The 22,535-nt window shown below is 71.8% G+C and carries 14 protein-coding genes and 1 tRNA gene; 13 read left to right on the plus strand and 2 right to left on the minus strand.

Going from position 1 to position 22,535, the window contains the following annotated elements; translation table 11 throughout:
- Positions 1–587 precede the first annotated feature (587 nt).
- The 4 genes from topA (at position 588) to BCD48_RS32365 (ending at position 8,932) form a co-directional block, all read left to right on the plus strand.
- A complete protein-coding gene (gene topA, locus BCD48_RS32350; protein WP_071052173.1) occupies positions 588–3,614 on the plus strand; it encodes a type I DNA topoisomerase in 3,027 nt (1,008 codons plus the stop codon).
- Positions 3,614–6,121, plus strand: coding sequence for a dTMP kinase (gene tmk / locus BCD48_RS32355; protein ID WP_241842168.1), 2,508 nt, complete (start codon positions 3,614–3,616; stop codon positions 6,119–6,121). The genes topA and tmk overlap by 1 nt, the downstream gene beginning before the upstream one ends.
- Positions 6,118–7,410 (plus strand): DNA polymerase III subunit delta', encoded by a 1,293-nt coding sequence (locus BCD48_RS32360; RefSeq protein ID WP_071052174.1) that lies wholly within the window; start codon positions 6,118–6,120, stop codon positions 7,408–7,410. Before tmk ends, BCD48_RS32360 begins: the two co-directional genes overlap by 4 nt.
- A 439-nt stretch (positions 7,411–7,849) precedes the next feature.
- Positions 7,850–8,932: a PSP1 domain-containing protein gene (locus BCD48_RS32365; RefSeq protein WP_071052175.1), complete on the plus strand. Its 1,083-nt coding sequence runs from the start codon at positions 7,850–7,852 to the stop codon at positions 8,930–8,932.
- 86 nt (positions 8,933–9,018) lie between these two features.
- On the opposite strand, the gene BCD48_RS32370 is transcribed toward BCD48_RS32365, so the two are convergent.
- Positions 9,019–9,744, minus strand: a complete 726-nt coding sequence (locus BCD48_RS32370) for a response regulator transcription factor (protein ID WP_071052176.1) — start codon at positions 9,742–9,744, stop codon at positions 9,019–9,021.
- Between the two features lie 447 nt (positions 9,745–10,191).
- Here BCD48_RS32370 and BCD48_RS32375 point away from each other — a divergent pair.
- From BCD48_RS32375 to BCD48_RS32380, 4 genes are all read left to right on the plus strand, one after another.
- Positions 10,192–10,263: transfer RNA gene (locus BCD48_RS32375), tRNA-Thr, on the plus strand.
- A gap of 713 nt (positions 10,264–10,976) precedes the next feature.
- Positions 10,977–11,132, plus strand: coding sequence for a keywimysin-related RiPP (locus tag BCD48_RS49925; RefSeq protein ID WP_116271733.1), 156 nt, complete (start codon positions 10,977–10,979; stop codon positions 11,130–11,132).
- 314 nt (positions 11,133–11,446) lie between these two features.
- Positions 11,447–11,623, plus strand: coding sequence for a keywimysin-related RiPP (locus BCD48_RS49930; RefSeq protein ID WP_116271734.1), 177 nt, complete (start codon positions 11,447–11,449; stop codon positions 11,621–11,623).
- 91 nt (positions 11,624–11,714) lie between these two features.
- Positions 11,715–12,980, plus strand: coding sequence for an FAD-dependent monooxygenase (locus BCD48_RS32380; protein ID WP_071052177.1), 1,266 nt, complete (start codon positions 11,715–11,717; stop codon positions 12,978–12,980).
- Between the two features lie 301 nt (positions 12,981–13,281).
- On the opposite strand, the gene BCD48_RS32385 is transcribed toward BCD48_RS32380, so the two are convergent.
- Positions 13,282–13,824, minus strand: coding sequence for an inorganic diphosphatase (locus BCD48_RS32385; RefSeq protein WP_071052178.1), 543 nt, complete (start codon positions 13,822–13,824; stop codon positions 13,282–13,284).
- A 589-nt stretch (positions 13,825–14,413) separates the two neighbouring features.
- On the opposite strand from BCD48_RS32385, the gene dacB reads away from it, so the two are divergent.
- The 5 genes from dacB (at position 14,414) to folE (ending at position 22,528) form a co-directional block, all read left to right on the plus strand.
- Positions 14,414–15,919 (plus strand): D-alanyl-D-alanine carboxypeptidase/D-alanyl-D-alanine endopeptidase, encoded by a 1,506-nt coding sequence (gene dacB / locus BCD48_RS32390; RefSeq protein ID WP_071052179.1) that lies wholly within the window; start codon positions 14,414–14,416, stop codon positions 15,917–15,919.
- Positions 15,920–16,198: 279 nt separating this feature from the next.
- The gene (locus BCD48_RS32395; protein ID WP_071052180.1) at positions 16,199–17,341 is read left to right on the plus strand and encodes a zinc-dependent metalloprotease; all 1,143 of its coding nucleotides are present in this window, start codon (positions 16,199–16,201) and stop codon (positions 17,339–17,341) included.
- Positions 17,342–17,465: 124 nt separating this feature from the next.
- Positions 17,466–19,331, plus strand: coding sequence for a hypoxanthine phosphoribosyltransferase (gene hpt, locus BCD48_RS32400; protein WP_071052181.1), 1,866 nt, complete (start codon positions 17,466–17,468; stop codon positions 19,329–19,331).
- 240 nt (positions 19,332–19,571) lie between these two features.
- On the plus strand, positions 19,572–21,815 hold the full coding sequence (gene ftsH, locus BCD48_RS32405; RefSeq protein ID WP_071052182.1) for an ATP-dependent zinc metalloprotease FtsH: 2,244 nt from the start codon (positions 19,572–19,574) through the stop codon (positions 21,813–21,815).
- Positions 21,812–22,528, plus strand: a complete 717-nt coding sequence (gene folE, locus BCD48_RS32410; protein WP_071052183.1) for a GTP cyclohydrolase I FolE — start codon at positions 21,812–21,814, stop codon at positions 22,526–22,528. The genes ftsH and folE overlap by 4 nt, the downstream gene beginning before the upstream one ends.
- The last annotated feature ends 7 nt before the right edge of the window (positions 22,529–22,535 follow it).

The raw sequence follows: 22,535 nt of genomic DNA on the forward strand, positions 1-22,535 counted from the left end.
CTTACCGTGGCGGCGGTGTCCACCCCACCGGGCCGCCGTGGTCCGGCGCGGCCAGGCCGTCTCCACCCGCCCCGCCGGGCACGCGGGCGTGGGCGAGGCCGGCGGCTGGGTGCGCCAGGGCCATGACGGTCCGGTGGGACCTGGACAGGCACGGGCTGTGATGGCGGCCGGGCATCGCCGCTGTCGGGGCTGAGGGGCCGCGGCGCGGTGACCGTGGCACGGTGATAAGGAAGGTGAAGTCTGACCGGGGGGCCGGGCGCGTCCCCCCGGCGCACCTGCGTGCCACCATCGAACCTCGCCCGGCCGTCTCGGACGGGCGGCGAGAAGCCGGCTGGGACGGCGCGGCGTACCGTGCAGCACGACACGTGCACCGGTTGCGGTGACGGCTCACCGGTTGGGGTGGGGTGGGGCCCGGTGTGGGCGCGAGCGAGCGCCCTGCCGGTCATCCGGCCCACGGCGTCCGGTCACCGCGGTGGCCGGCGGCCAGCCAGCCGGGCACGTGCCAGCCCTCGACGTCGCCAGCCAGCGACGCCGCCAGCCATGAGACCGCCGACAGCGACACGAGAACAGCAGTACCGAGGAGACCAGTGCCACCGCGCGCGAAGACGACGGCCCGGACCCCGTCCCGGTCGTCCACCCCGCTAGCCGAGCCGCTCGACGTCGACGAGGACGTCCTGGATGCGGCCGAGCAGGTCGACGAGGCCGAGACGCCGTCCGGCACCGCCCGCGGCGGCGTCGGACGACGGCGGTCCACCGCCGGCGGCACGGGCACCCGGCTGGTGATCGTCGAGTCGCCGGCGAAGGCGAAGACGATCGCGGGCTACCTCGGGCCTGGCTGGCAGGTCGAGTCGAGCATCGGCCACATCCGCGACCTGCCACGCAGCGCCGCGGACGTGCCGGCGGCGCACAAGGGCAAGCCGTGGGCCCGGCTTGGGGTGGACGTCGACAACGGCTTCGAGCCCCTCTACATCGTCACCCCGGACAAGCGCCAGCAGGTCACCAAGCTCAAGGAGCTGGTCAAGGACGCGAGCGAGCTCTACCTCGCGACGGACGAGGACCGCGAGGGCGAGGCGATCGCCTGGCACCTGCTGCAGACGCTCAAGCCGACCGTGCCGGTCAAGCGGATGGTCTTCCACGAGATCACCCCGCAGGCGATCCGCCGGGCCGTCGAGAGCCCGCGCGAGATCGACGAGAACCTCGTCAACGCCCAGGAGACCCGGCGCATCCTGGACCGTCTCTACGGCTACGAGGTCTCCCCCGTGCTGTGGAAGAAGGTCATGCCGCGCCTGTCCGCGGGCCGGGTGCAGAGCGTCGCGACGCGCATCCTGGTCGAGCGGGAGCGGGCGCGGATGCGTTTCCGCTCGGCGGACTACTGGAACATCGAGGGCCGGTTCGCCGCCACCGTCGGCCACGACGGCAAGGCGCCCGACCCGACCGCGCTGCCCGCGACCCTGGTGGCGCTCGACGGCCGCCGCCTCGCCACCGGCCGCGACTTCGACGCCGCGGGCAGGCTCACGTCGGCCGAGGTCGTCCGCCTCGACGAGGCGGGCGCGACCGGCCTCGCCGAGCGGCTGGCCGCCACCGTCTTCGCCGTCCGCTCGGTGGAGACCAAGCCGTACCGGCGCTCGCCCTACGCGCCGTTCATGACGTCGACGCTGCAGCAGGAGGCGGGCCGCAAGCTGCGGTTCTCCAGCCAGCGCACCATGCAGATCGCGCAGAAGCTGTACGAGAACGGCTACATCACCTACATGCGGACCGACTCGACGAACCTGTCCGAGACGGCGCTGGCCGCCGCCCGCGAGCAGGCCCGCCAGCTCTACGGCCCGGAGTACGTGCCGGACAAGCCGCGTGTGTACACGAAGAAGGTCAAGAACGCCCAGGAGGCGCACGAGGCGATCCGCCCCGCCGGCGACACCTTCCGCACCCCCGGCGAGGTGCGCGCCGGGCTCGACGCCGACGGCTTCCGCCTCTACGAGCTGATCTGGCGGCGCACCGTGGCGAGCCAGATGGCCGACGCCCGCGGAACCAGCGCCACGGTCCGCATCGGTGGCAGGTCCAGCGCGGGTGAGGACGCCGAGTTCGCCGCCAGCGGCAAGGTCATCACCTTCCCCGGCTTCCTGCGTGCCTACGTCGAGGGTGCCGACGACCCGGACGCCGAGCTTGAGGACCGCGAGACGCGGCTGCCGGATGTCCGCCAGGGCGATCCGCTGACCACCCGGCAGCTCACCCCGCGCGGCCACTCCACCAGCCCGCCGCCCCGGTTCACCGAGGCGAGCCTGGTCAAGACGCTGGAGGAGCTGGGCATCGGCCGGCCGTCTACCTACGCGTCGATCATCGGCACGATCCAGGACCGCGGCTATGTGTGGAAGAAGGGCACCGCGCTGGTGCCGAGCTTCATCGCGTTCGCCGTCGTGGGCCTGCTCGAGGACCACTTCACCCGGCTGGTCGACTACCGGTTCACCGCGTCGATGGAGGACGACCTCGACGACATCGCTGCCGGCACGGCGGGCTCGACAGACTGGCTGACCCGCTTCTACTTCGGCGACGGCACCCCCGCCGAGGCCGGCGGGGAAAACGGCACCGCGGTCGGCGGCAGCGGTGCCAACGGCAAGGTGGCCGGCGGTGGCAACGGCAAGGTGGCCGCCGACGCGGGGCTCAAGCACCTGGTCAGCGAGCGGCTCGGTGAGATCGACGCCCGCGAGGTCAACTCGATCCCGCTCGGCGAGGCCGACGACGGCGTGTCGGTGGTGGTCCGAGTCGGCCGCTACGGCCCGTACGTCCAGTACGGCGAGCGGCGCGCCAGCGTGCCGGAGGATCTGCCGCCGGACGAGCTGACGATCCCGAAGGCGCTCGAACTGCTGGAGGCGCCGTCGGATGACCGGGTTCTCGGCGCCGATCCCGAGACCGGGGCGACCATCACCGCGAAGGCGGGCCGCTACGGCCCGTACGTGACCACCGACACCGACCCGCCGCGGACCGCGAGCCTGCTGTCGACCATGGCACTGGAGACGGTCACGCTCGACGACGCCCGCAAGCTGCTCACGCTGCCAAGGTTGCTCGGCGCGGGCGAGGACGGCGAGGAGATCACCGCCCAGAACGGCCGTTACGGCCCCTACGTGAAGAAGGGGACGCAGAGCCGCTCCCTGGAGTCCGAGGAGCAGCTGTTCACGGTGACCCTCGAGCAGGCGCTCGCGCTGCTGGCGCAGCCGAAGACGCGCGGGCGGCGCAGCGCGGCCGAGACCCCGCCGCTGCGTGAGCTCGGGCCCGACCCGGCGAGCGGCAAGCCAGTCGTGCTCAAGGAGGGCCGCTTCGGCCCGTACGTGACCGATGGCGAGACCAACGCGAGCCTGCGCAAGGGCGACGAGATCGCGACCCTGACGATCGAGCGTGCCGCCGAGCTGCTCGCGGACAGGCGCGCCCGCGGTCCCGCCACCCCGCGCCGCGCGTCCAGCCGGTCGGCCACGGGAACCGGCGCCAAGGCCGCCAAGCCCGCGGCGGGCGCGGCCAAGGCGAAGTCCACCGCGAAGGGCAAGACGACGGCGAAGGCGGGCACGGGAACGCGCGCCGCCACCAAGCGGTCGGCCGGATCCGGCGGCACCAGCGAGGCTGGCTGATGGTCCCCGACTACGGGGACGAGAAGGACACTCGGGCCACGGCGGGCCTGATGCCCGAGCCAGGCCACACGGGCGGCCTGGATGGGCCGCCCGTGGACGATGTGGCCGCGGAGGGGGACGCGCCAGCCCGGCCCGTCGGCAACCCGAGCGGCGAGTTAACGCCGCGCCGTCCGCGGCGCGCCGGCTGGGCCGTCAAGACAGTCGGCCAGCATCCGGTCACCAGCGTGCCGGAGCCACCGGAACGGCGTGCGCCAGCGAGCTCCGACGAGGGTGACGTGCGCGCGGTGCTGCGCATCCCGGAGTTCCGCCGGCTGTGGATCCAGCTGGGGCTGTCCAGCCTCGGCGACTGGATGGGCCTGCTCGCGACCACCGCGATGGTCACCCAGCTGCAGCACGGCTTCTCCGGCCAGGCGTACGCGCTCGGCTCCCTGCTGATCATCCGGCTGGCGCCGGCGCTGATCTTCGGCCCGCTGGCCGGCGCGGTCGCCGACAAGCTCGACCGCCGGCTGACCATGGTGGTCACCGACCTGCTGCGCTTCGTCCTGTTCCTGTCGATCCCGATCGTCGGCACGCTGACCTGGCTGCTGATCGCGTCGTTCCTGATCGAGTGCGTGACCCTGCTGTGGGCGCCGGCCAAGGAGGCGAGCGTCCCGCATCTCGTACCGAAGGAGCGGCTGGCGGCGGCCAACACACTCAGCCTGCTCACCACCTACGGCAGCGCGCCGGTAGCGGCGGCGATCTTCGCCCTGCTGGCGACCCTCTCGCGCAGCCTCGCGCCGGGGCACCCGTACTTCCGGGATTCGTCCGTCGACATCGCGCTCTACTTCAACGCCGTGACCTTCCTGCTGTCGGCGCTGGTGATCTGGGGGCTCAAGTCGATCGGCAAGGCGGCACGCCCGGAGCACGGCCCGGAGCCGGGCTTCTTCGCCTCCATCACCGAGGGCTGGAAGTTCGTCGGCAACGACCGGCTGGTGCGGGGCCTGGTCATCGGCATCCTCGGCGGATTCGCCGGCGCCGGCTGTGTCATCGCGCTGGGCAAGCTCTACGTCCAGATCCTCGGCGGAGGGGACGCCGCCTACGGCGTACTGTTCGCGGCCGTGTTCATCGGCCTCGCGACCGGGATGGCGATCGGGCCGAAACTGCTCGGCGACTACAGCCGCACCCGCCTGTTCGGGGTCTGCGTCACCGGCGCCGGCATCACCCTGGTGTTCGTCGCGATCATCCCGAACCTGGTGCTGGCCTGCATTCTCGTCGTCCTGGTGGGCATGTTCGCCGGGGTGGCATGGGTGACCGGCAACACCCTCCTGCAGGCCGAGGTGGCCGATGAGCTGCGCGGGCGCACCTTCGCGCTCGTGCAGTCGCTGGTCCGCATCGACCTGCTGCTGGTGCTGGCCGCCGCGCCGGCGCTGGTCGGCCTGATCGGCTCGCACAGCGTGCACTTGTGGGGCGACGTCAACGTCCGGGCCGACGGCGTGACCTTCGTGCTGCTCGGCGGCGGTGTCCTCGCCATAGTCGTGGGCCTGTTCGCCTACCGGCAGATGGACGACCACTCCGGGGTGCCCGTCCTCCCGGAGCTGTGGAACGCGCTGCGCGGCCGTAGGCAGAACCGCCGACCGCGCCATGCCGGCCTGTTCGTCGCGATCGAGGGAGCGGACGCCGCCGTGAGGGCCAGCCAGCTCGAGGCGCTGCGCTCGTGGCTCACCGAGACCGGGCGCGAGGTGGTAGTCGCCTCGGACGCGGTGATCGCCGCCCCCCTGGAGGCGTCGCTGCGCCAGCTGCAGGCGGACCCGTCGGCGGCGCTGCACCCCCGGACCGAGGCCCTGCTCGCGGCGGCGGCCAGGGCCGAGCACGTCGCCAGGGTGATCGAACCGGCGCTCGCGCGCGGCGCCGTGGTCCTCACCGACCACTACGTCGACTCGACGGTCGCGCACCAGAGCGCCGCGAGCTGCGCCGGCCTGGACGAGCTGACCGTGCTGGCCCAGTGGGCCACCATGTCGCTGCTCCCCGACGTCACGGTCCTGCTGGACACCGAGACGTCCGCGGACGCCGACGCCGGCACGACGGCGACGGACACGGACACGGACGTGCCTGGCTCCCCTGCCCCCGGGTTCCTGAACGGCTCGGCGGCAGGCCACGCCCCGACGTTCGGCGAGGAGGTCCGCGCCGCCTACCTGCGGCTCGCGGACGAGGAGTCGCATCGGTACCTGGTGCTCGACTGCGCCGCGCCGGCGGGCGAGCTGCACGCCCGGATCCGCCGGGTGGTCGCCCGCCGACTCGGGGACGCCACCCTCAGCGACATCGGCGACACGGACGGCCCCACTGTGACGGCCGCCGCCGCCGGCGGCCCGGAGCTGACGGCCGTCGCCGCTGGCGGAACCGGACCGGGCCGTCCGCCGGGCACCGGGCGCGGCGACGAACCCGACCGGCGCGGCGGCGTCGACCGGCGCAGCCCGATCATGGATACCGGAGCGCCCGACTCCACGCGGTTCCCCGAGGGCTCGGCGTGAGCGTCTGGGAGTCGCTCACCGGCCAGGACGCGGTCGTCGACACCCTCTCCACGGCCGCCAAGGCGGCCGCGCTCATCGGTGGCCCGGACGGCGCCATCGCCGCCGCCAGGGCAGGGATGACCCATTCCTGGCTGTTCACCGGCCCCTCCGGCGCCGGCCGCGTCGACGCCGCCAGGACCTTCGCCGCCGCGCTGAGCTGCGAGCGCGCCTCGGCGGCCAGAGCGGCGGGGGCGGCGGGGGCGTCCGGCGAGCCGGCGGGCCCACCTGGCTGTGGCGAGTGCGTCGGCTGCCACACCGTCCTCACCAACACGGCGGCCGACCTGCGCACGGTGCGCGCGGAGGGGCTCTCGCTCGGCGTGCAGGACGTGCGGGCGCTGGTCAGGGACGCGGCGAGTGCCCCGACCAGTGGCCGCTACCGGATCCTGCTCATCGAGGAGGCGGACCGGCTCACGGACTCCGCTGCCAACGCCCTGCTCAAGGCGCTGGAGGAACCGGCTGAGCGGTCCGTGTTCCTGCTGTGCGCGCCCTCGGTGGACGACGTGATTCCCACGATCCGGTCTCGATGCCGGGTGGTGGCGCTGCGGCTGCCGTCCGTCGACGACATCGCCAACGCGCTGCTGCGCGACGGCGTCGACGAGCGGACGGCACAGGTCGCCGCGAGGGCGTCGCAGGGCCACCTTGGCCGGGCCCGCCTGCTCGCCGTCGACGAGCGGGCCAGGGCGGGGCGTGCCCAGGTGCTGGCGGTGCCTGGCCGGCTCGGCCGCGCGGCCGACTGCCTGGGCGCCGCCGCCGACCTCGTGGCCGCGGCGAACGCGGACGCCGACACGGCGAACACCGAGCGGGACGAGGCGGAGGCGGAGGCCCTGCGCACGGCGCTCGGCGTCGGGGCGACCTCGTCCGGCGCCGCGGGACGCTCGAAACGGGCGACGAAGACGGCGCCAAAAGCCAAAACGATGATGATCCGCGGCGCCGCCGGGGCGCTCAAGGACCTGGAGAAGTCGCAGAAGAGCCGCGGCCGGCGCACGGTGCTCGACTCGCTCGACCGGACGTTGCTGGACCTCGCGGGTCTCTACCGGGACGTGCTCGCCCACCAGCTCGGCGCGACCGTCGACCCGGTCAACCCCGACGCCGCCGCCGAGATCAGCCGGCTCGCCGCCGCGGCGACCCCGGAGCGCACCCTGCGTCGACTGGAGGCAGTCCTGGCGACCAGGGACGCGCTCGCCGCCAACCCGGGCCTGGTCGCCCAGCTTGCCGTCGAGTCCCTCACCCTGACTCTCCGGGACGCCTGAACCGAAGGCGGCCGGCCGGGCACGGGAGCGCCCTCCCTCCCACTCCCTCTCATGAGCCGCTGACCGATCCGCGAAGCACTGGGTTCTGCCAGCAAGCCGGATCGGCCGCCGAGTGGGCAGGTAACGAGCTCACAGGCCGGGGCCGATTCCTCGACGGGTCAGTCGACGGGAAAGTCGCGGTCGACGGCGGCGGAAGGGCGCATTCAGGGTCCCGTTCCCCGACGAACCGGGTGCTTCGGTGAGAACGCGGACGTACGCTCAGGGCGAACGGCGACTTCCGCCACATTCGGTCAGGTCAGAGTGACCTGGTCGGATGTACGGCCAGGTCCCACGTGGCCGGGATGGCTGGCATGGCCGGCCGGTGCCGGTGCCGGGCCACTCCGCGGTGCCTCGCGGCGGACACGACAGGACGGCGGACACGACAGGACGGCGGGCACGCATGTCGATGATGTGCGCGGTGGCCTTCTCGCCCCGCGGGAAGCTGTACTACGCCGACCCAGGGCAGCTGGCGCCCCGTGTCGGCGACCGGGTGCTCGTCCCCACCGACGACGGCCCGGCGGTCGCGACCTGCATGTGGGCGCCGCAGTGGGTGAGCGAGGACGTCGGCCACCTGCCGGTCCTCGCCGGGTTCGCGGCCGACGACGACGTCGAGCGGGACCAGGTGTCCCGGCGGCGGCGCGCCCAGGCGAGGGTCGCGGCCAAGCGGCTGGTCCGGGAGCACGGCCTGCCCATGAAGATCGTCGGGGTGGACCACGTCGACACGTCGGACACCTTCACGATCTACTTCACCGCCGACGGACGGGTTGACTTCCGTTCCCTCGTCCGCGAGCTGAACCGGACGCTGGACACTCGGGTTCTCCTACGCCAGCTGTCCGCCAGGGACAGCGCAAAGCTGCAGGGCGGCATCGGGTCCTGCGGCAGGGAGCTGTGCTGCTCCACGTTTCTGACCGACTTCGAGCCGGTGAGCATCCGGATGGCCAAGGACCAGAACCTGGCGCTCAATCCGCTGAAGATCAGCGGGGCCTGCGGCCGGCTGATGTGCTGCCTGCGCTACGAGCATCCGCTGTACGAGGAGTTCGCCGCCGCGGTCCCCGCCGTGGGCTCCCGGGCGAGCACTCCCGACGGCCCCGGCAGGGTGATCGGCCACGATGTGCCCCGCCAGCAGGTGACGGTGGCGCTCGACGCGGGCGGGCGGCGGGCCTGCGATCGGGCCGACGTCTGCTCCTCCCGCAAGACCCACGAGGCCGCCTATCCGACCGCCGCGGGCTCCGGATGCGGTTCCGTCAGTCTTCCCGAGGATGGGAGCCGGAACGGTGCCCAGGCTGACGCCCCGGATCAGAACGGGGAGGAGAGCTCCGTCGCACACCAAAGCGCGGCCGCGCCGGACGCCGCCATCCGGGAGGCTGCCGTGCCCGCGGTCGTTTCACAGCCGGACGAGGCAAGCCAGGAACCGCCGGCCAGCGACGGTGGGCACCGCCGGATCCGCCGACGTGCACGCTCCCGCCGCTCCGACTCGGACTGAGACGGGGATCCAGCTATGACCCGGTGGAGTCCCCGGCCTTCTGGGCACGGAGAACTCCACCGGATCACGGAATCACGGAGCTGGGCTCACGGGTCGAAGCGGTAACCCATGCCGCGCAGGGTGGTGACCAGCCGGCGCTGCGGCGGCCGGCCCTCGACCTTGGTCCGGACCCGCCGGACGTGCTCCGTCACGGTCGCGGGGTCCTGGAACCGCGTGCCCCAGACCTGCTCGAGCAGTTCCTCCCGGCTGAACACCCTGCGCGGATGACGGGCCAGGAAGGCGAGCAGCTCGTACTCACGGGCGGTCAGGTCGATCCGCTCACCGGCGACCGCGACCTCGCGGGCACGCAGGTCGATCGACACGTCGCCGTAGATCAGCGGCTCGTTGCCGTCCCCGCTGCGCTGGGGCGGCGCCTCCACCGGCCGGCGGCGCAGCCGGGCGCGAACCCTGGCCACCAGCTCGCGCAGCGAGTAGGGCTTGACGACGTAGTCGTCGGCCCCGAGCTCCAGGCCGACCACCCGGTCGACCTCCTCAGCCCGACCGGTTAGCATGATCACCGGCACCTCGCTCGTCTGCCGCAGCCGACTGAGCACGGCGAAGCCGTCCATCCGTGGCATTGCTACATCGAGTACAACCAGGTCAATCTCCGTCGTCTGAAACAGGCGGAGTGCGGTCTCGCCGTCGGCCGCCTCCAGCACGCGGTACCCGAATCGCTCAAGACTGCGCGCGAGTGCGACGCGCGATGCTTCATCATCTTCCGCGACGAGCAGCGAGGCCCCTCGCGTCGTCGTCGCAGTTGCTTCCCCGGTCATGGCGAAACCCTACGCAACCTCTCCAGCGCCACTGCGAGCGGGGTCGCATTTGACGAATTTCGGTCGACTGGCGACACCATGCTGACACATACATGTGACCACGCCAAAGCTTTCCGTAACGGAACCCCTACCCAAATCCCAGGGCGCACATCAACCCGTCACCAGACGATCCGGACACCCACCATCACATCCAACCCACCGCCATCAGACGAGACGACCAGCGCCGCCAGCCCGGCGCTCGCCCCCACATCCGCCGTCGGCGACCGAGATCGAAGATCGAGGCCGAGGTCGTCCGTGCGACGGCGGACCGCCAGCGATGCACCCACCCGAGCCGCGAACCAGAGCCATCCGCCAGTCGCAAGATCGCAAAAACGCGGCCGGGCCACACACGTCGGCCTCGTCATCCCATCTGGCATACTCGGAGCCGCGCCAGCCTCGCTGGACCAAGCCGAAGTAGCTCAGTGGCAGAGCAATCGCCTCGTAAGCGATAGGTCGCGGGTTCAATCCCCGCCTTCGGCTCGCGCCGGGGTCGCCTGCTCGCAGCCCTGACGGGCCGCTTCGCCATGGGCCGTCATGTTGCCCCGGGGCCGAGCCCCGGACCCCACGCCAAGGGGCTCCGCCCCCTGGACCCCCACCCGGGTCGCCTGCTCGCAGCCCTGACGGGCCGCTTCGCCAAAGGCCGTCATGTTGCCCCGGGGCCGAGCCCCGGACCCCACGCCAAGGGGCTCCGCCCCCTGGACCCCCACCCGGGTCGCCTGCTCGCAGCCCTGACGGGCCGCTTCGCCAAAGGCCGTCATGTCGCCCCAGGGCCGAGCCCCGGACCCCACGGCCCCGGCTCGCCGTTCATGCTCGACCTCGGGCGATGACCACGCGGCATCCCGCCTCGCAGCCCGACTCCCCCGAGGTCCGAGAGTCTGGCCCTTATAGCCGGGGCAGACATGATCGCTCTTTTCCTCTCCCCTTTTGGGAGCTGGCCGGGGGTTCGGGGGTGGAATTCATTTCCCGGCCGGATCCGCTCGTGGCGGGTGGGATCGACCACCGGAAAGAGAGTGATTGACGGACCATGCTCAGGGTGCTGAACCGAGGATGAACCGATCGGTGGCAGGCTGATGGTGGTCGGTCGCAAGTAGTTATAGAAGAATGACCAGGTCGGCGGACTGAACGTCGGCTGGTTTTGCTGCTCGGCCGGCCGAAACCGAAAGGTGACATCACCACCAGACGGAGGAACCGCCATGAAGACTGCATACCACGCACCGACCCTCCACGACGCCGGATCCTTCCACGAGCGCACCGGATGGGGCGGCGGCGGATGGGGCTGGGGCGGCGGCTGGGGCGGCGGATGGGGCTGGGGCGGCGGCTGGGGTGGCGGCTGGGGCTGGGGCTGGTAGGCCCACCCACTCGCAACCGCGTCGTCCTGACGCATCCCGTGGCGGTGGCCCGTCGGCCACCGCCACCCCCATCTCCGCGGCCCTGGCCCAGGGACCTGCCGTTCGGGTTGCCCCCTGAGGAAATTCACCGGTCCCTATAGGTCTGAGGCAGTTATGCGAAGCGTAGTGAACCCTCGGTGAACCGAGGGGTGGAAGGCTACTAATGGTCGGTTACAAGTGGCGCGACTAGCCGATTAGAACCGGTGGGTTGTTACCCAGATTTGTACGCGGATGGCCCGCCGAATGGTGACATCACCATAGAGGGAGGAACCGCCATGAAGGCTATGTATCGGGCGCCGGCCCTCCAGGACGTGGGGTCCTTCCGCGAGCGAACCCACGGCTTTAGCTTTGGCGGCTTCGGCGGCTTCGGCGGCTGGGGCTGGGGCTGGGGCTGGGGACGCGGCTGGGGCTGGGGACACGGCTGGGGCTGGGGACGCGGCTGGGGCTGGTAAGCCCACCCATCCCGCAACCGCGTCGTCCTGAAGCATCCCTGTGGCGGTGGCCTGTCGGCCACCGCCACCTCTATCTCCGAGGTTCCTTCCTATGAAGATCGTCTGCGTTGGCGGTGGCCCGGCGGGGCTGTACTTCGCGATCCGCGCAAAGCTGCGGGATTCCAGCCACGACATCGCCGTGCTCGAGCGCGACCGGCCGGGGGCCACCCACGGCTGGGGGGTCGTCTACTGGGAACCGCTACTAGGCAGCTTGTTCCGCGCTGACCCGGTCAGCGCGCGCGAGCTGCGGGCGGCGTCGACCCTGTGGCGGGGCCAGCACGTCAGCGTCGGCGGTCCACGACCCGCCTACCTGCCTGGCTACGGGTACAGCATCCAGCGCGCGACCCTGCTCGACGTGCTCGCGCGCAGGGCGGTCGAGCTGGGAGTCGACGTGCGGTACCGCCGGCATGTGGCCGACGCCGACGACCTGAGCGCGCTTATGGCGGAATCCGATCTGGTGGTCGCGGCTGATGGGGCGAACAGCCAGGTACGACGGCTCGCCGGCTTGGATGCCTTCGGCACCCAGCTCGAGGTCGGCGCCAACCAGTACATCTGGCTGGGCACGGACCGGCGATTCGAGAACTTCATGTTCGCGTTCGAGCGCACGGAACCCGGTTGGATCTGGTTCCACGCCTATCCGTCGGCCGCCGACATCAGCACTTGCATCGTCGAGTGCGCCCCCCAGACCTGGACCGGTCTGGGTCTCGACCGGCTGAGCGACGCGGATGGCTGTCGGCTCCTGGAAGGCATCTTCGACGGGCCGCTCGGCGGCCATCGGCTGATCAGCGACTGCCACGGCCGGCCGGCACGCTGGCAACATTTCACCCACGTCACCAATCGCACCTGGCAGCACGAGAACGTCGTGCTGCTGGGCGACGCCGCGCATACCACCCATTTCACCCTGGGCTCGGGCACGGCGCTCGCGATCATGGACGCGATCATGCTCGAACGGTTCCTCCACGGACGCGCGGACGTCACCACGGCGCTGCGGGACTTCGACCGGTCCGGCCACGCGGCGCTGGGGCCGCTGCAGAACCGGGCTCGGATCAGCATGTCGTGGTTCGAGGGTGTCGACGGCCAGCTCGACCGCCTGTGCGACGCCACCCAGCCCGCGGAACGCGGGCGCCCGCCCGTCGACGAGGCACCGGACCCTCTGGCGTTCGCGTTCAGGATGGCCACCCGACAGGGCGACGAGACGCCCCTGCGCTACCAGATTCTGCGAGCGGCCCAGCTGCCGGCGGTACAGGCCATCGACCAGCAGGCGGGCCGCGGCACACGCTGGCTGCTCGACAAGCGCCGCGCGCTGGTCACCCGGTAGCTCTCACGGCCGTGGCCACCCGGCCCGGCCTGGCAGCCCGGCGGCAACACCGACGCCGGGAGGGCGGAGGGTGCGGTCACCCGGCGCCGGTGTACTGGCAGTTGGCCGGTCCGGCACATCGCGGCTGGCCGTGGCAAGTCCGGCGCCGAGGAGGCAAGCCGCCCAGGCGACGAGACCGCGGCCTGCGCGCGATGACGACGGAATGGACGCGATGACGACGGAATGGAGATGACAACGGAATGGAAAGGCCCCGGTGGTTCGAAGAACCAGCCGGGGCCTCGCGATACGGGGTGGCGACGAGTCAGGCGGACTGGGCCTCGTCGACGACCGGCTCCGCCGGTTCCGCGTGCTCGTCCGCCTCGGTCTCCATCCGCTTGACCGAGGCGAGGATCTCGCGCTCGGCGTCGGCGCGGCCGACCCAGCTCGCACCCTCGACCGACTTCCCGGGCTCCAGGTCCTTGTAGACCTCGAAGAAGTGCTGGATCTCCAGCCGGTCGAACTCCGGCAGGTGACGGATGTCACGCAGGTGCTCCTGGCGGACGTCGGCCACCGGCACGCAGAGGACCTTGTCGTCCGGGCCCTTCTCATCGGTCATCTGGAACATGCCGATCGTCCGGCAGCGCACCAGGCAGCCCGGGAAGGTGGGCTCCTCGAGCAGCACCAGCGCGTCCAACGGGTCGCCGTCGCGGCCGAGAGTGCCCTCGATGAACCCGTAGTCGGACGGGTAGTGGGTGGAGGTGAACAGCATCCGGTCGAGCCGGATCCGCCCCGTGTGGTGATCCATCTCGTACTTGTTGCGCTGCCCCTTGGGGATCTCGATGGTCACGTCGAACTCGAGGTCCACGCCGCTCCCTGTCTCCTTCTTCTTCGGTGGCTCGGCCCTGGCGGGCCGGCTCGTCTTCCATCGTCCCGGCCCAGGCCTCGCGACCGGTACCGGCTTCCCGCGCGGACCGGCCCTGGGGCCGGCCGATGTCCATGGCGACCCGCCACACAGCGCGGCTGGTCGCTCAGGTTCGTGAAACCGCGCCTTCGTCCAGTGTCGGCGGACTTCCCACAGGCCGCAGCTCCGGCAATGTGGCCTATCCCACCCGCCGGGCCCTCGCCGGCGCGTGCCAGTTGTGCGGGTAGCCCCGACGCCGCCCAACCGCCAACGCTGACCCTGAAGTCGCTACCTGACCACTCCCCCGAACGCGTCGCCCCCACGCGGTCACCCGTGCGGGCCGAGTACCGAAATTCTCTCTCCAGTTCCACCCTGCCCTGGCGATCGACCGCGCCCTCCACCGATCTGCGGCGCCCTGCCGGTTGTCCGCCCCCCGTCGAGCAAAGCCCGACATTGGGGGTCTGGGGGTCGTCCCCGGAGCAATATCGCGAACCCTGGGAAGCTGACCACGTTCAGCGAACACACCTCGCCGCCGGCGCCTTAAGCTCGCCCAATGACGGGTGCTCGGGCTGGCGGCCTGACGGCGCTGACCGGCGCGTTGCTCGCCGGGTCCCTGTCCATATCGTCCACGCCGGGCGAGGCGCCGACACCGACGGTACCGCGCGTCACCGCGCCCGCCTTGGCCGGGCCGCGGGCGGACGGCCCTATGCCCGACCAGGCCACACTGGCCGCCCGGCTCACCGGGCCGCTGAGCAATCCGGCACTGGGCAGCCCGGCTGGGATCGTCGTCGACGCACTGTCCGGCAAGGTGCTGTTCGACGTCAGGTCCACCGTACCGACCGCGCCGGCATCGACGTTGAAGACCGCCGTCGCCACAGCCGCTTTGCGAACCTTCGCCCCGGACGCCCGGCTGACCACGCGGGTCGTCTACCTTCCGCCCGCCGGCACGTCCACGGGTGCCGCCGGCGCGCCGGGCCCCGCGACGCCGGCCGACAAGGCCTCGGCTGGCGGCACGCTCTGGCTCGTGGGCGCCGGCGACCCGACGCTGACCGCCGCGGCCGACCCCACCGGCTACCCCGCGAGCGCCAGCGCCCGCCTGTCGACCCTCGCGGCCCAGGTGCACGCCGCCGGGATCACGTCGGTGGACCAGGTGATCGGGGACGGCAGCCTGTTCTCCGGACCGGGGACGGCCGCCGGCTGGAACGACACCTACGTCACCGAAGGCGATGTCACCCCCGTCTCCGCGCTGGAGGTCGACGCCGGCCGCTCCCAGCCCGGCTCAGTCGGGCCCCGCAGCCCGGCCCCGGACGCGGCCGCGGCGGCCGCGTTCGCCACCGCGCTGCGAGGCGCAGGCGTGTCGGTCGGTTCAACAGGGACCGGAACCGCCGACAGGGCGGCGAGGTCGGTCGCCACAGCCGACAGCCCGCCCATCCCGATGCTGGTGGAGCGGATGCTGACCGACTCGGACAACGACCTGGCCGAGTGCCTAGGCCGGCTGGTCGCGCACGCCCGCGGCCTGCCGACGACATTCACCGGCGCGACGGCCGCTGTCGGCAAGGTGCTGGCCGGCCTCGGGATCGACACCACCGGGATGTCGCTGGCCGACGTGAGCGGGCTGTCCGTCAACAATCTGATCCCGCCGCGCACGGTGGTCGAGATCCTTCGGACCGCGACGCTGCCGAACCACCCCGAGCTGCGAACCCTGCTCACCGGCCTGCCGGTGGCGGGCTTCTCCGGGACGCTCGGAGACCGCTACGGCGGCGCGGACACCGCGGCGGCCGCCGGCGACGTCCGGGCCAAGACCGGCAGCCTCCGGATCGTCACCAGTCTGGCCGGGGAGCTCGTCGACGCGGACGGCCGGCTCCTCCTGTTCGGCTTCTTCGCGCCCGTCCAGGAGTCCCCCGCGGCCAAGGCGAGCCTCGACCGGGCCGCGGCGGCGCTCGCGTCCTGTTGCGCATCCGCCGGCGCCGACGGAGCCGACGGAAAGCCCGCCTCCGACGCGGGACCGCCGCCCACCAGGGAGGCCATCGGAGCGTCCAGCCCGCCGCCGGCCGGATAGCCGGACAGCCAGTCGGCCGGGTCCAAACAGGGCCAGGTCCGGACAGGGCTGTCTGGATAGGCCCAGGCCGGGATAGCCAGTTGGCCCGGCAAGGCCCGCTATCCACCTTTGGTCCACCCTTGGTGGACGGACTCGGATATGCATCGACGATTTTTGCCAGCGGACCGTCGAGGGATACCCAGGCGGGGCATCCAGTTGGTACCCATGGGTGGAGAACGGGTCAGGAAGCATGATCGGATAGCGCTCACCGGGTACCCTTGCCCTGTGGATGCGCAGCCGGTGGACAGGCAGCCCGTCGACTGGGACCTGGCGGTGGCGACAGCACGCAAGCTCGTCCGCCCGGGCCCGCAGCTGACGCGGGCCGAGGCCGACGAGGTCGTGACCGAGCTGCGCAGGCTGGCCGTCGAGGCCGAGCGGCACGTCGAGGACTACACACATCTAAGCCCGCCGGCCGCCGCGGTCACACCCATCGCCGTGGTCGACCGGCCCGAGTGGGCCCGGTCGAACGTCGCCGGCCTACGCATGATCACGACGCCGTTGCTGGAGCGCATCACCGACGCGAGCCGCGGGTCGCTGTCGACAGCGGTCGGCCGCCGGGTGACCGGCGTGCAGCTCGGCTCGGCACTCGCGTACCTCGCGGGCAAGGTCCTCGGCCAGTACGAGGTGTTCCTCCCACCCGAGGAATACGGGCCGACGCCCACCGTCGCCGCGGCTCATGACGGCGTCATCGCGGCCGACGGCACCGGACCGGTGGGCCGGCTGAGCCTGGTCGCGCCGAACATCGCGCACGCCGAGCGGCAGCTGTCCGTCGTCCCCCGCGACTTCCGGCTGTGGGTGTGCCTGCACGAGCAGACGCACCGCAGCCAGTTCACCGCGGTGCCGTGGCTACGGGCCCACCTCGAATCCGAGATCGGCGACTTCATCGAGGCGACCGACCTGGATCCCGACGTGCTCGCCGACCGGATGCGCTCGGCCGTGGCGGCGCTGCGCGGCGCCGTGCGCGACCGCGGCCAGGATGTCCCAAGCGTCGTCGAGGCGCTGCAGACCCCGGCTCAGCGCGCCGTGCTCGACCGCCTTCAGGCGCTGATGACCCTCCTCGAGGGGCACGCCGACCAGGTGATGGACGCCGTCGGGCCCAAGGTGGTGCCGACCGTCACCGACATCCGGGCGAAGTTCGACACCCGCCGCTCCGGCGGGTCACCGCTCGACCGGTTCGTCCGCCGGCTGCTCGGCCTGGACATGAAACTGCGCCAGTACCGGCAGGGCGGCGCCTTCGTGCGGGCCGTGGTCGCCGAGGCCGGCGTCGACGGGTTCAACCTTGTCTGGCAGTCACCCGCCACGTTGCCCAGTCAGGCCGAGATCGCCGATCCGGGTGCCTGGATGGCGCGCGTGCTCGGCAGCCGGCCGTCCATCTCGGCGTAGGCCCCGTAGTCTGGCCTCGATCGACGACGCCCTGGGCCTAGTCCCGCTTGGCTCGGAGTGGTCTCGGAGTGGTCAATGCCAGACGTGAGCGACGGGGGCTGTGGTAACCAGCTCGGAACAGCGGATGTACCCAACCGGATCGCCCGCGCCGGCGGTGGCGGCGGTGCGGCTGGCGGTGCGGCATGCCGTCGCGGACCTGCCGCCGGGCGCGCTGGTGCTCGTCGCCTGCTCGGGCGGCCCTGACTCGTTGGCGCTCGCGGCCGCGACGGCGTTCGTCGCGCCGCGACGGGCGCTGCGCGCCGGCCTGCTGACCGTCGACCATGGCTGGGATCCGGCGTCGGCCGCCCGGGCCGAGGAGGTCGCGCGGCAGGGCAGGGCGTTACGGCTCGACCCGGTGGAGGTGCTGACCGCGCACTCCGCACGCTCGGAGGGCGCGGCGCGCGATGCCCGCAGGGCGGCGCTGTTCGCCGCCACCGAACGGCTGGGTGGCGCCGCGTTGCTGCTCGGCCACACTCTCGACGACCAGGCCGAGACCGTACTGCTGCGGCTCGCCCGCGGTTCCGGCGCCCGAACGCTCGGGGCGATGAGCCCGCGCGACGGGCTGGTGCGCCGGCCGCTCCTGGGCCTGCGCAGGGACCACACCAGGACGGCCTGCCGCGCCGAGGCCTTCGAGCCATGGGACGACCCGACAAACGCCGACGAGGCGTTCGCGCGCGCCCGGGTCCGGCACAGCCTGCTGCCGGCGCTGGAGGAGCAGCTGGGGCCGGGCATCGCCGAGGCGCTGGCGCGCAGCGCCGACCTGCTGCGCGCGGACGCCGAGGCGCTGGACGCGCTCGCCGACGACGCCTACGCCCAGCTCACCGGCATCGCGGACGTCCCGCCCGGCGCCGGTCTCCCGGCCGGTCTCGATCTCGACGTCAACACGCTCGGCGCGCTGCCGAGCGCGCTGCGCACCCGGGTGCTGCGGCGGGCCGCGCTGACGCTCGGGGCGTCCGCGTCGGCGTTGCGCGCCGAGCACGTCTGGGCGATGGAGGCGCTGGTGACGCGTTGGCGTGGTCAGCAGCCTGTGCCACTCCCGTCGGGCGTCACCGCCCGCCGCCGAGGTGACAGGATTGCCTTGGTCGGACCTGGTAGGACCGGGTCCGGGCGCCGCGGGACGGCGGATGGGGACTCGCGAGGCGCCGGCCCCACGCCGGCGGATCCGCGGTCATCGCCGCGCCGGCGCGGCGCCGGCCGGCCAGACGCCGAGGAGGGCCCGCAGGTGAGCCACGCTGGGGTGAGCATGCCCGACTTCGACAACGCCCGCCTTGGCCAAAGGGTGCGCGATGATGCTTCTCCGTCGCGCGCCCGGAGGCCTGAAGAGACCCTGGGCGAGGGCGACGGGGAGGTCACATCGATCCAGGCGACCGTGACGACGATGCCGGGGGTCGCGCCCGCGCTCGCCGGCGACATCGGTGAGGTGCTGGTCAGCGCCGACGAGATCGCGCAGCGCATTGACGCGCTCGCGGCCCGGGTCGACGCGGACTACGCCGGCCGAGAGCTGCTGCTTGTCGGGGTGCTCAAGGGCGCCGTGATGGTGATGGCCGACCTGTCACGCGCGCTGCGTACTCCCGTGACCATGGAGTTCATGGCCGTGTCGTCCTATGGCTCGGCGACGTCGTCAAGCGGCGTCGTTCGCATCCTCAAGGACCTCGACCGCTCGATCGAGGGCCGGGACGTGCTCGTCGTCGAGGACATCATCGACTCGGGGCTGACACTGTCCTGGCTGCTGAAGAACCTGCGGTCGCGGCACCCGGCGTCACTCGAGGTGCTCGCGTTGTTCCGTAAGCCGGAAGCCATCACGGTCGACGTCGATGTCCGCTATGTCGGTTTCGACATCCCGAGTGCCTTTGTGGTCGGCTATGGCCTCGACTATGGCGAGCACTACCGGACCCTGCCGTTCGTGGGAACCCTCACCCCAGAAGCCATCGCTCGCGGCCCCCGCATCTGACGGCGAGCCAACTGCCCACTCCGTACCGTTACGCCTCACCACGTTGGACGACGTCGGACGACCAGGAGGCGGACCGGGGCGCCCAGCACCCCGGAACACGGTGGCGCGGCGAACCGTTGCTCACGTGTACGCACGAGTGAGAGGTGCGTGCCGGCGGTACCCTCGGCACAAGGGAATCCCCGATCGAGGGCAGAACACACGTCAGGAGGGCGGAGTGCGCGTGTCCCGCGCTCCAGGCAGATGACTCCAAGAAGAATCTTCCGTGGCTGGGTGGTCCTGGCTCTCCTGGTCCTCCTTGTGATCTTCCTGACGACGAACGTCCTGTCGGGCCCCAAGGAGTACTCCAAGGAGAACCTGCACTTCATCCAGGCCAAGATCGCGGCTAGCCAGGTCGAGAAGGCCACGATCCAGGACTCCAAGCAGATCATCCAGATCACGACCAAGGACAACAAGAAGTACGAGTCGTCCTACGTCACGAACCAGGGCCGCTACCTCGCGGACTCTCTCAATGACAAGAACGTCGCGTACGAGGTCAAGGTCGAACGCAGCAACGTCCTGGTCTCCCTGCTGCTCAACCTGTTGCCACTGGTCCTCGTGGTCGCGCTGTTCCTGTTCCTGATGAACCAGATGCAGGGCGGCGGCAACCGCGTCATGAACTTCGGCAAGTCCAAGGCCAAGCTGGTCAGCAAGGACACGCCGAAGACGACGTTCGCGGACGTCGCCGGTGCCGACGAGGCCCTCGAGGAGCTCGAGGAGATCAAGGAGTTCCTGGAGAACCCTGGAAAGTTCCAGGCGATAGGCGCGAAGATCCCCAAGGGCGTGCTGCTCTACGGCCCGCCGGGCACAGGCAAGACGCTGCTGGCCCGCGCCGTCGCCGGCGAGGCGGGGGTGCCGTTCTACTCGATCTCGGGTTCCGACTTCGTCGAGATGTTCGTCGGCGTCGGCGCGAGCCGCGTCCGCGACCTGTTCGAGCAGGCCAAGGCGAACGCGCCCGCGATCATCTTCGTCGACGAGATCGACGCGGTCGGCCGCCACCGCGGCGCCGGCCTGGGCGGTGGCCACGACGAGCGGGAGCAGACCCTCAACCAGCTGCTCGTCGAGATGGACGGCTTCGACGTCAAGGGCGGTGTGATCCTCATCGCCGCGACGAACCGGCCGGACATCCTCGACCCGGCGCTGCTGCGCCCGGGCCGCTTCGACCGTCAGATCGTCGTCGACCGCCCGGACCTGCAGGGCCGCGAGGCGATTCTCAAGGTGCATGCCAAGGGCAAGCCGATCGGCGCGGACGTCGACCTGCTCGTCATCGCCCGGCGCACCCCCGGCTTCACCGGCGCGGACCTGGCGAACGTGCTCAACGAGGCGGCGCTGCTCGCCGCCCGCGCCGACCAGAAGGTGATCTCCTCGGCGCTGCTCGAGGAGTCCATCGACCGCGTGCTCGCCGGCCCGGAACGCAAGACCCGGGCGATAAGCGACAGGGAGAAGAAGCGCATCGCCTACCACGAGGGTGGGCACGCCCTGGTGGCGCACGCGCTGCCGAACTCCGACCCGGTTCACAAGATCACGATTCTGCCGCGCGGCCGGGCTCTCGGCTACACGATGCAGCTCCCGCTGGAGGACAAGTACCTGTCCACCCGTTCGGAGATGCTGGACAAGCTGGCCGTGCTGCTAGGCGGCCGGACGGCGGAGGAGCTGGTCTTCCGCGAGCCGACCACCGGCGCGAGCGACGACATCGAGAAGGCGACCCAGATCGCCCGCGCGATGGTCACCCAGTACGGCATGAGCGACAAGCTCGGCGCGCTGAAGTTCGGCGCCGAGTCGGGTGAGGTGTTCCTCGGCCGCGAGGTCGGCCACCAGCGCGACTACTCGGAGGCCGTCGCCGGCGAGATCGACAGCGAGGTGCGCAAGCTCATCGAGGCCGCGCACGACGAGGCGTGGGAGGTGCTCAACACCTACCGCGACGAGCTGGACGCCCTCGTGCTTCGGCTGATGGACACCGAGACCCTCAGCAAGGACGACGTGCTGGAGACCTTCGCCACCGTCCAGAAGCGGCCGATCCGCGGCTACTACACGGGCGTCGGCCGGCGGGTACCGTCGGACCGTCCACCCGTGCGGACCCCCGCCGAGCTGGGCCTCGTCACCACGGACGTGGCCGACCTCGTCCACGGCGGGGGCAACGGCCACCCCGGCCAGAGGCCACGCGACAACGGCGGAGCACGCTCGGCCGGTGGCGGTCACGATGCGAACGGCGGCAACGGGAACGGCTCCCAGGGGCTGACCCAGCCGGCGGGGGCGGGTCCGGTCACCGACCCCGGCCAGGGCCATCACGACCCTGGCTCGGGCCCCGGTGCCAGCCCGATGGGCGGCCCAACCGCCCCCACCGGGCCAGCCGGTCCGCCAGGCGCACCCCCGCCGGACGCTCCGCGGATCTCCAACCCGTGGGCGCCGCCGGTGTGGCCGAATGACGACGAAAGGAAACACCGTTGACGTCCGAAACCGACCAGGCGGTCCTGTCCGCCCACCTCGACACGTCCGCTGAGCTGGCGGACGGGGTGGACGGATCAGAGACGGAAACCAGGTCAGGTTCTGGCGCCGCCGTCGCGGCCTTCCGCGCCGGCAACGGCCGAGTACGCCCGTTCGACCACGCCAGGGTCGCCGCGGCCGTGCGTGAACTGCTGATCGGTATCGGGGAGGACCCGGACCGCGAAGGGCTACGTAAGACGCCGGACCGGGTCGCCCGGGCCTATGCCGAGGCGGTCGAGGGCCTGGGCCGGGACCCGGCCGACGTGCTGACCACGGTCTTCGACGAGGGCCACGACGAGATGGTGCTGGTACGCGACATCGACTTCTCGTCGCTGTGCGAGCACCACCTGGTCGTTTTCTCGGGCAAGGCGCATGTCGCCTACATCCCGAACGAGAACGGCCAGATCACCGGGCTGTCCAAGCTTGCCCGGCTCGTCGACCTGTTCGCGCGCCGCCCGCAGGTGCAGGAGCGTCTGACCTCGCAGGTCGCCGACGCGCTGGTCGACGTGCTCAAGCCACGCGGCGTGATGGTGATCATCGAGGCGGAGCACCTGTGCATGTCCATGCGCGGTGTGCGCAAGCCGGGCGCCTGCACGGTGACATCCGCGGTCCGGGGGCAGTTCCTGAGCCCGGCGACCCGGAGCGAAGGCATGTCGCTCATCCTCAGCCACCGCTAGCGGCAGC

The organism is Pseudofrankia coriaricola, assembly GCF_001854805.1.
Taxonomy (GTDB): domain Bacteria; phylum Actinomycetota; class Actinomycetes; order Frankiales; family Frankiaceae; genus Pseudofrankia.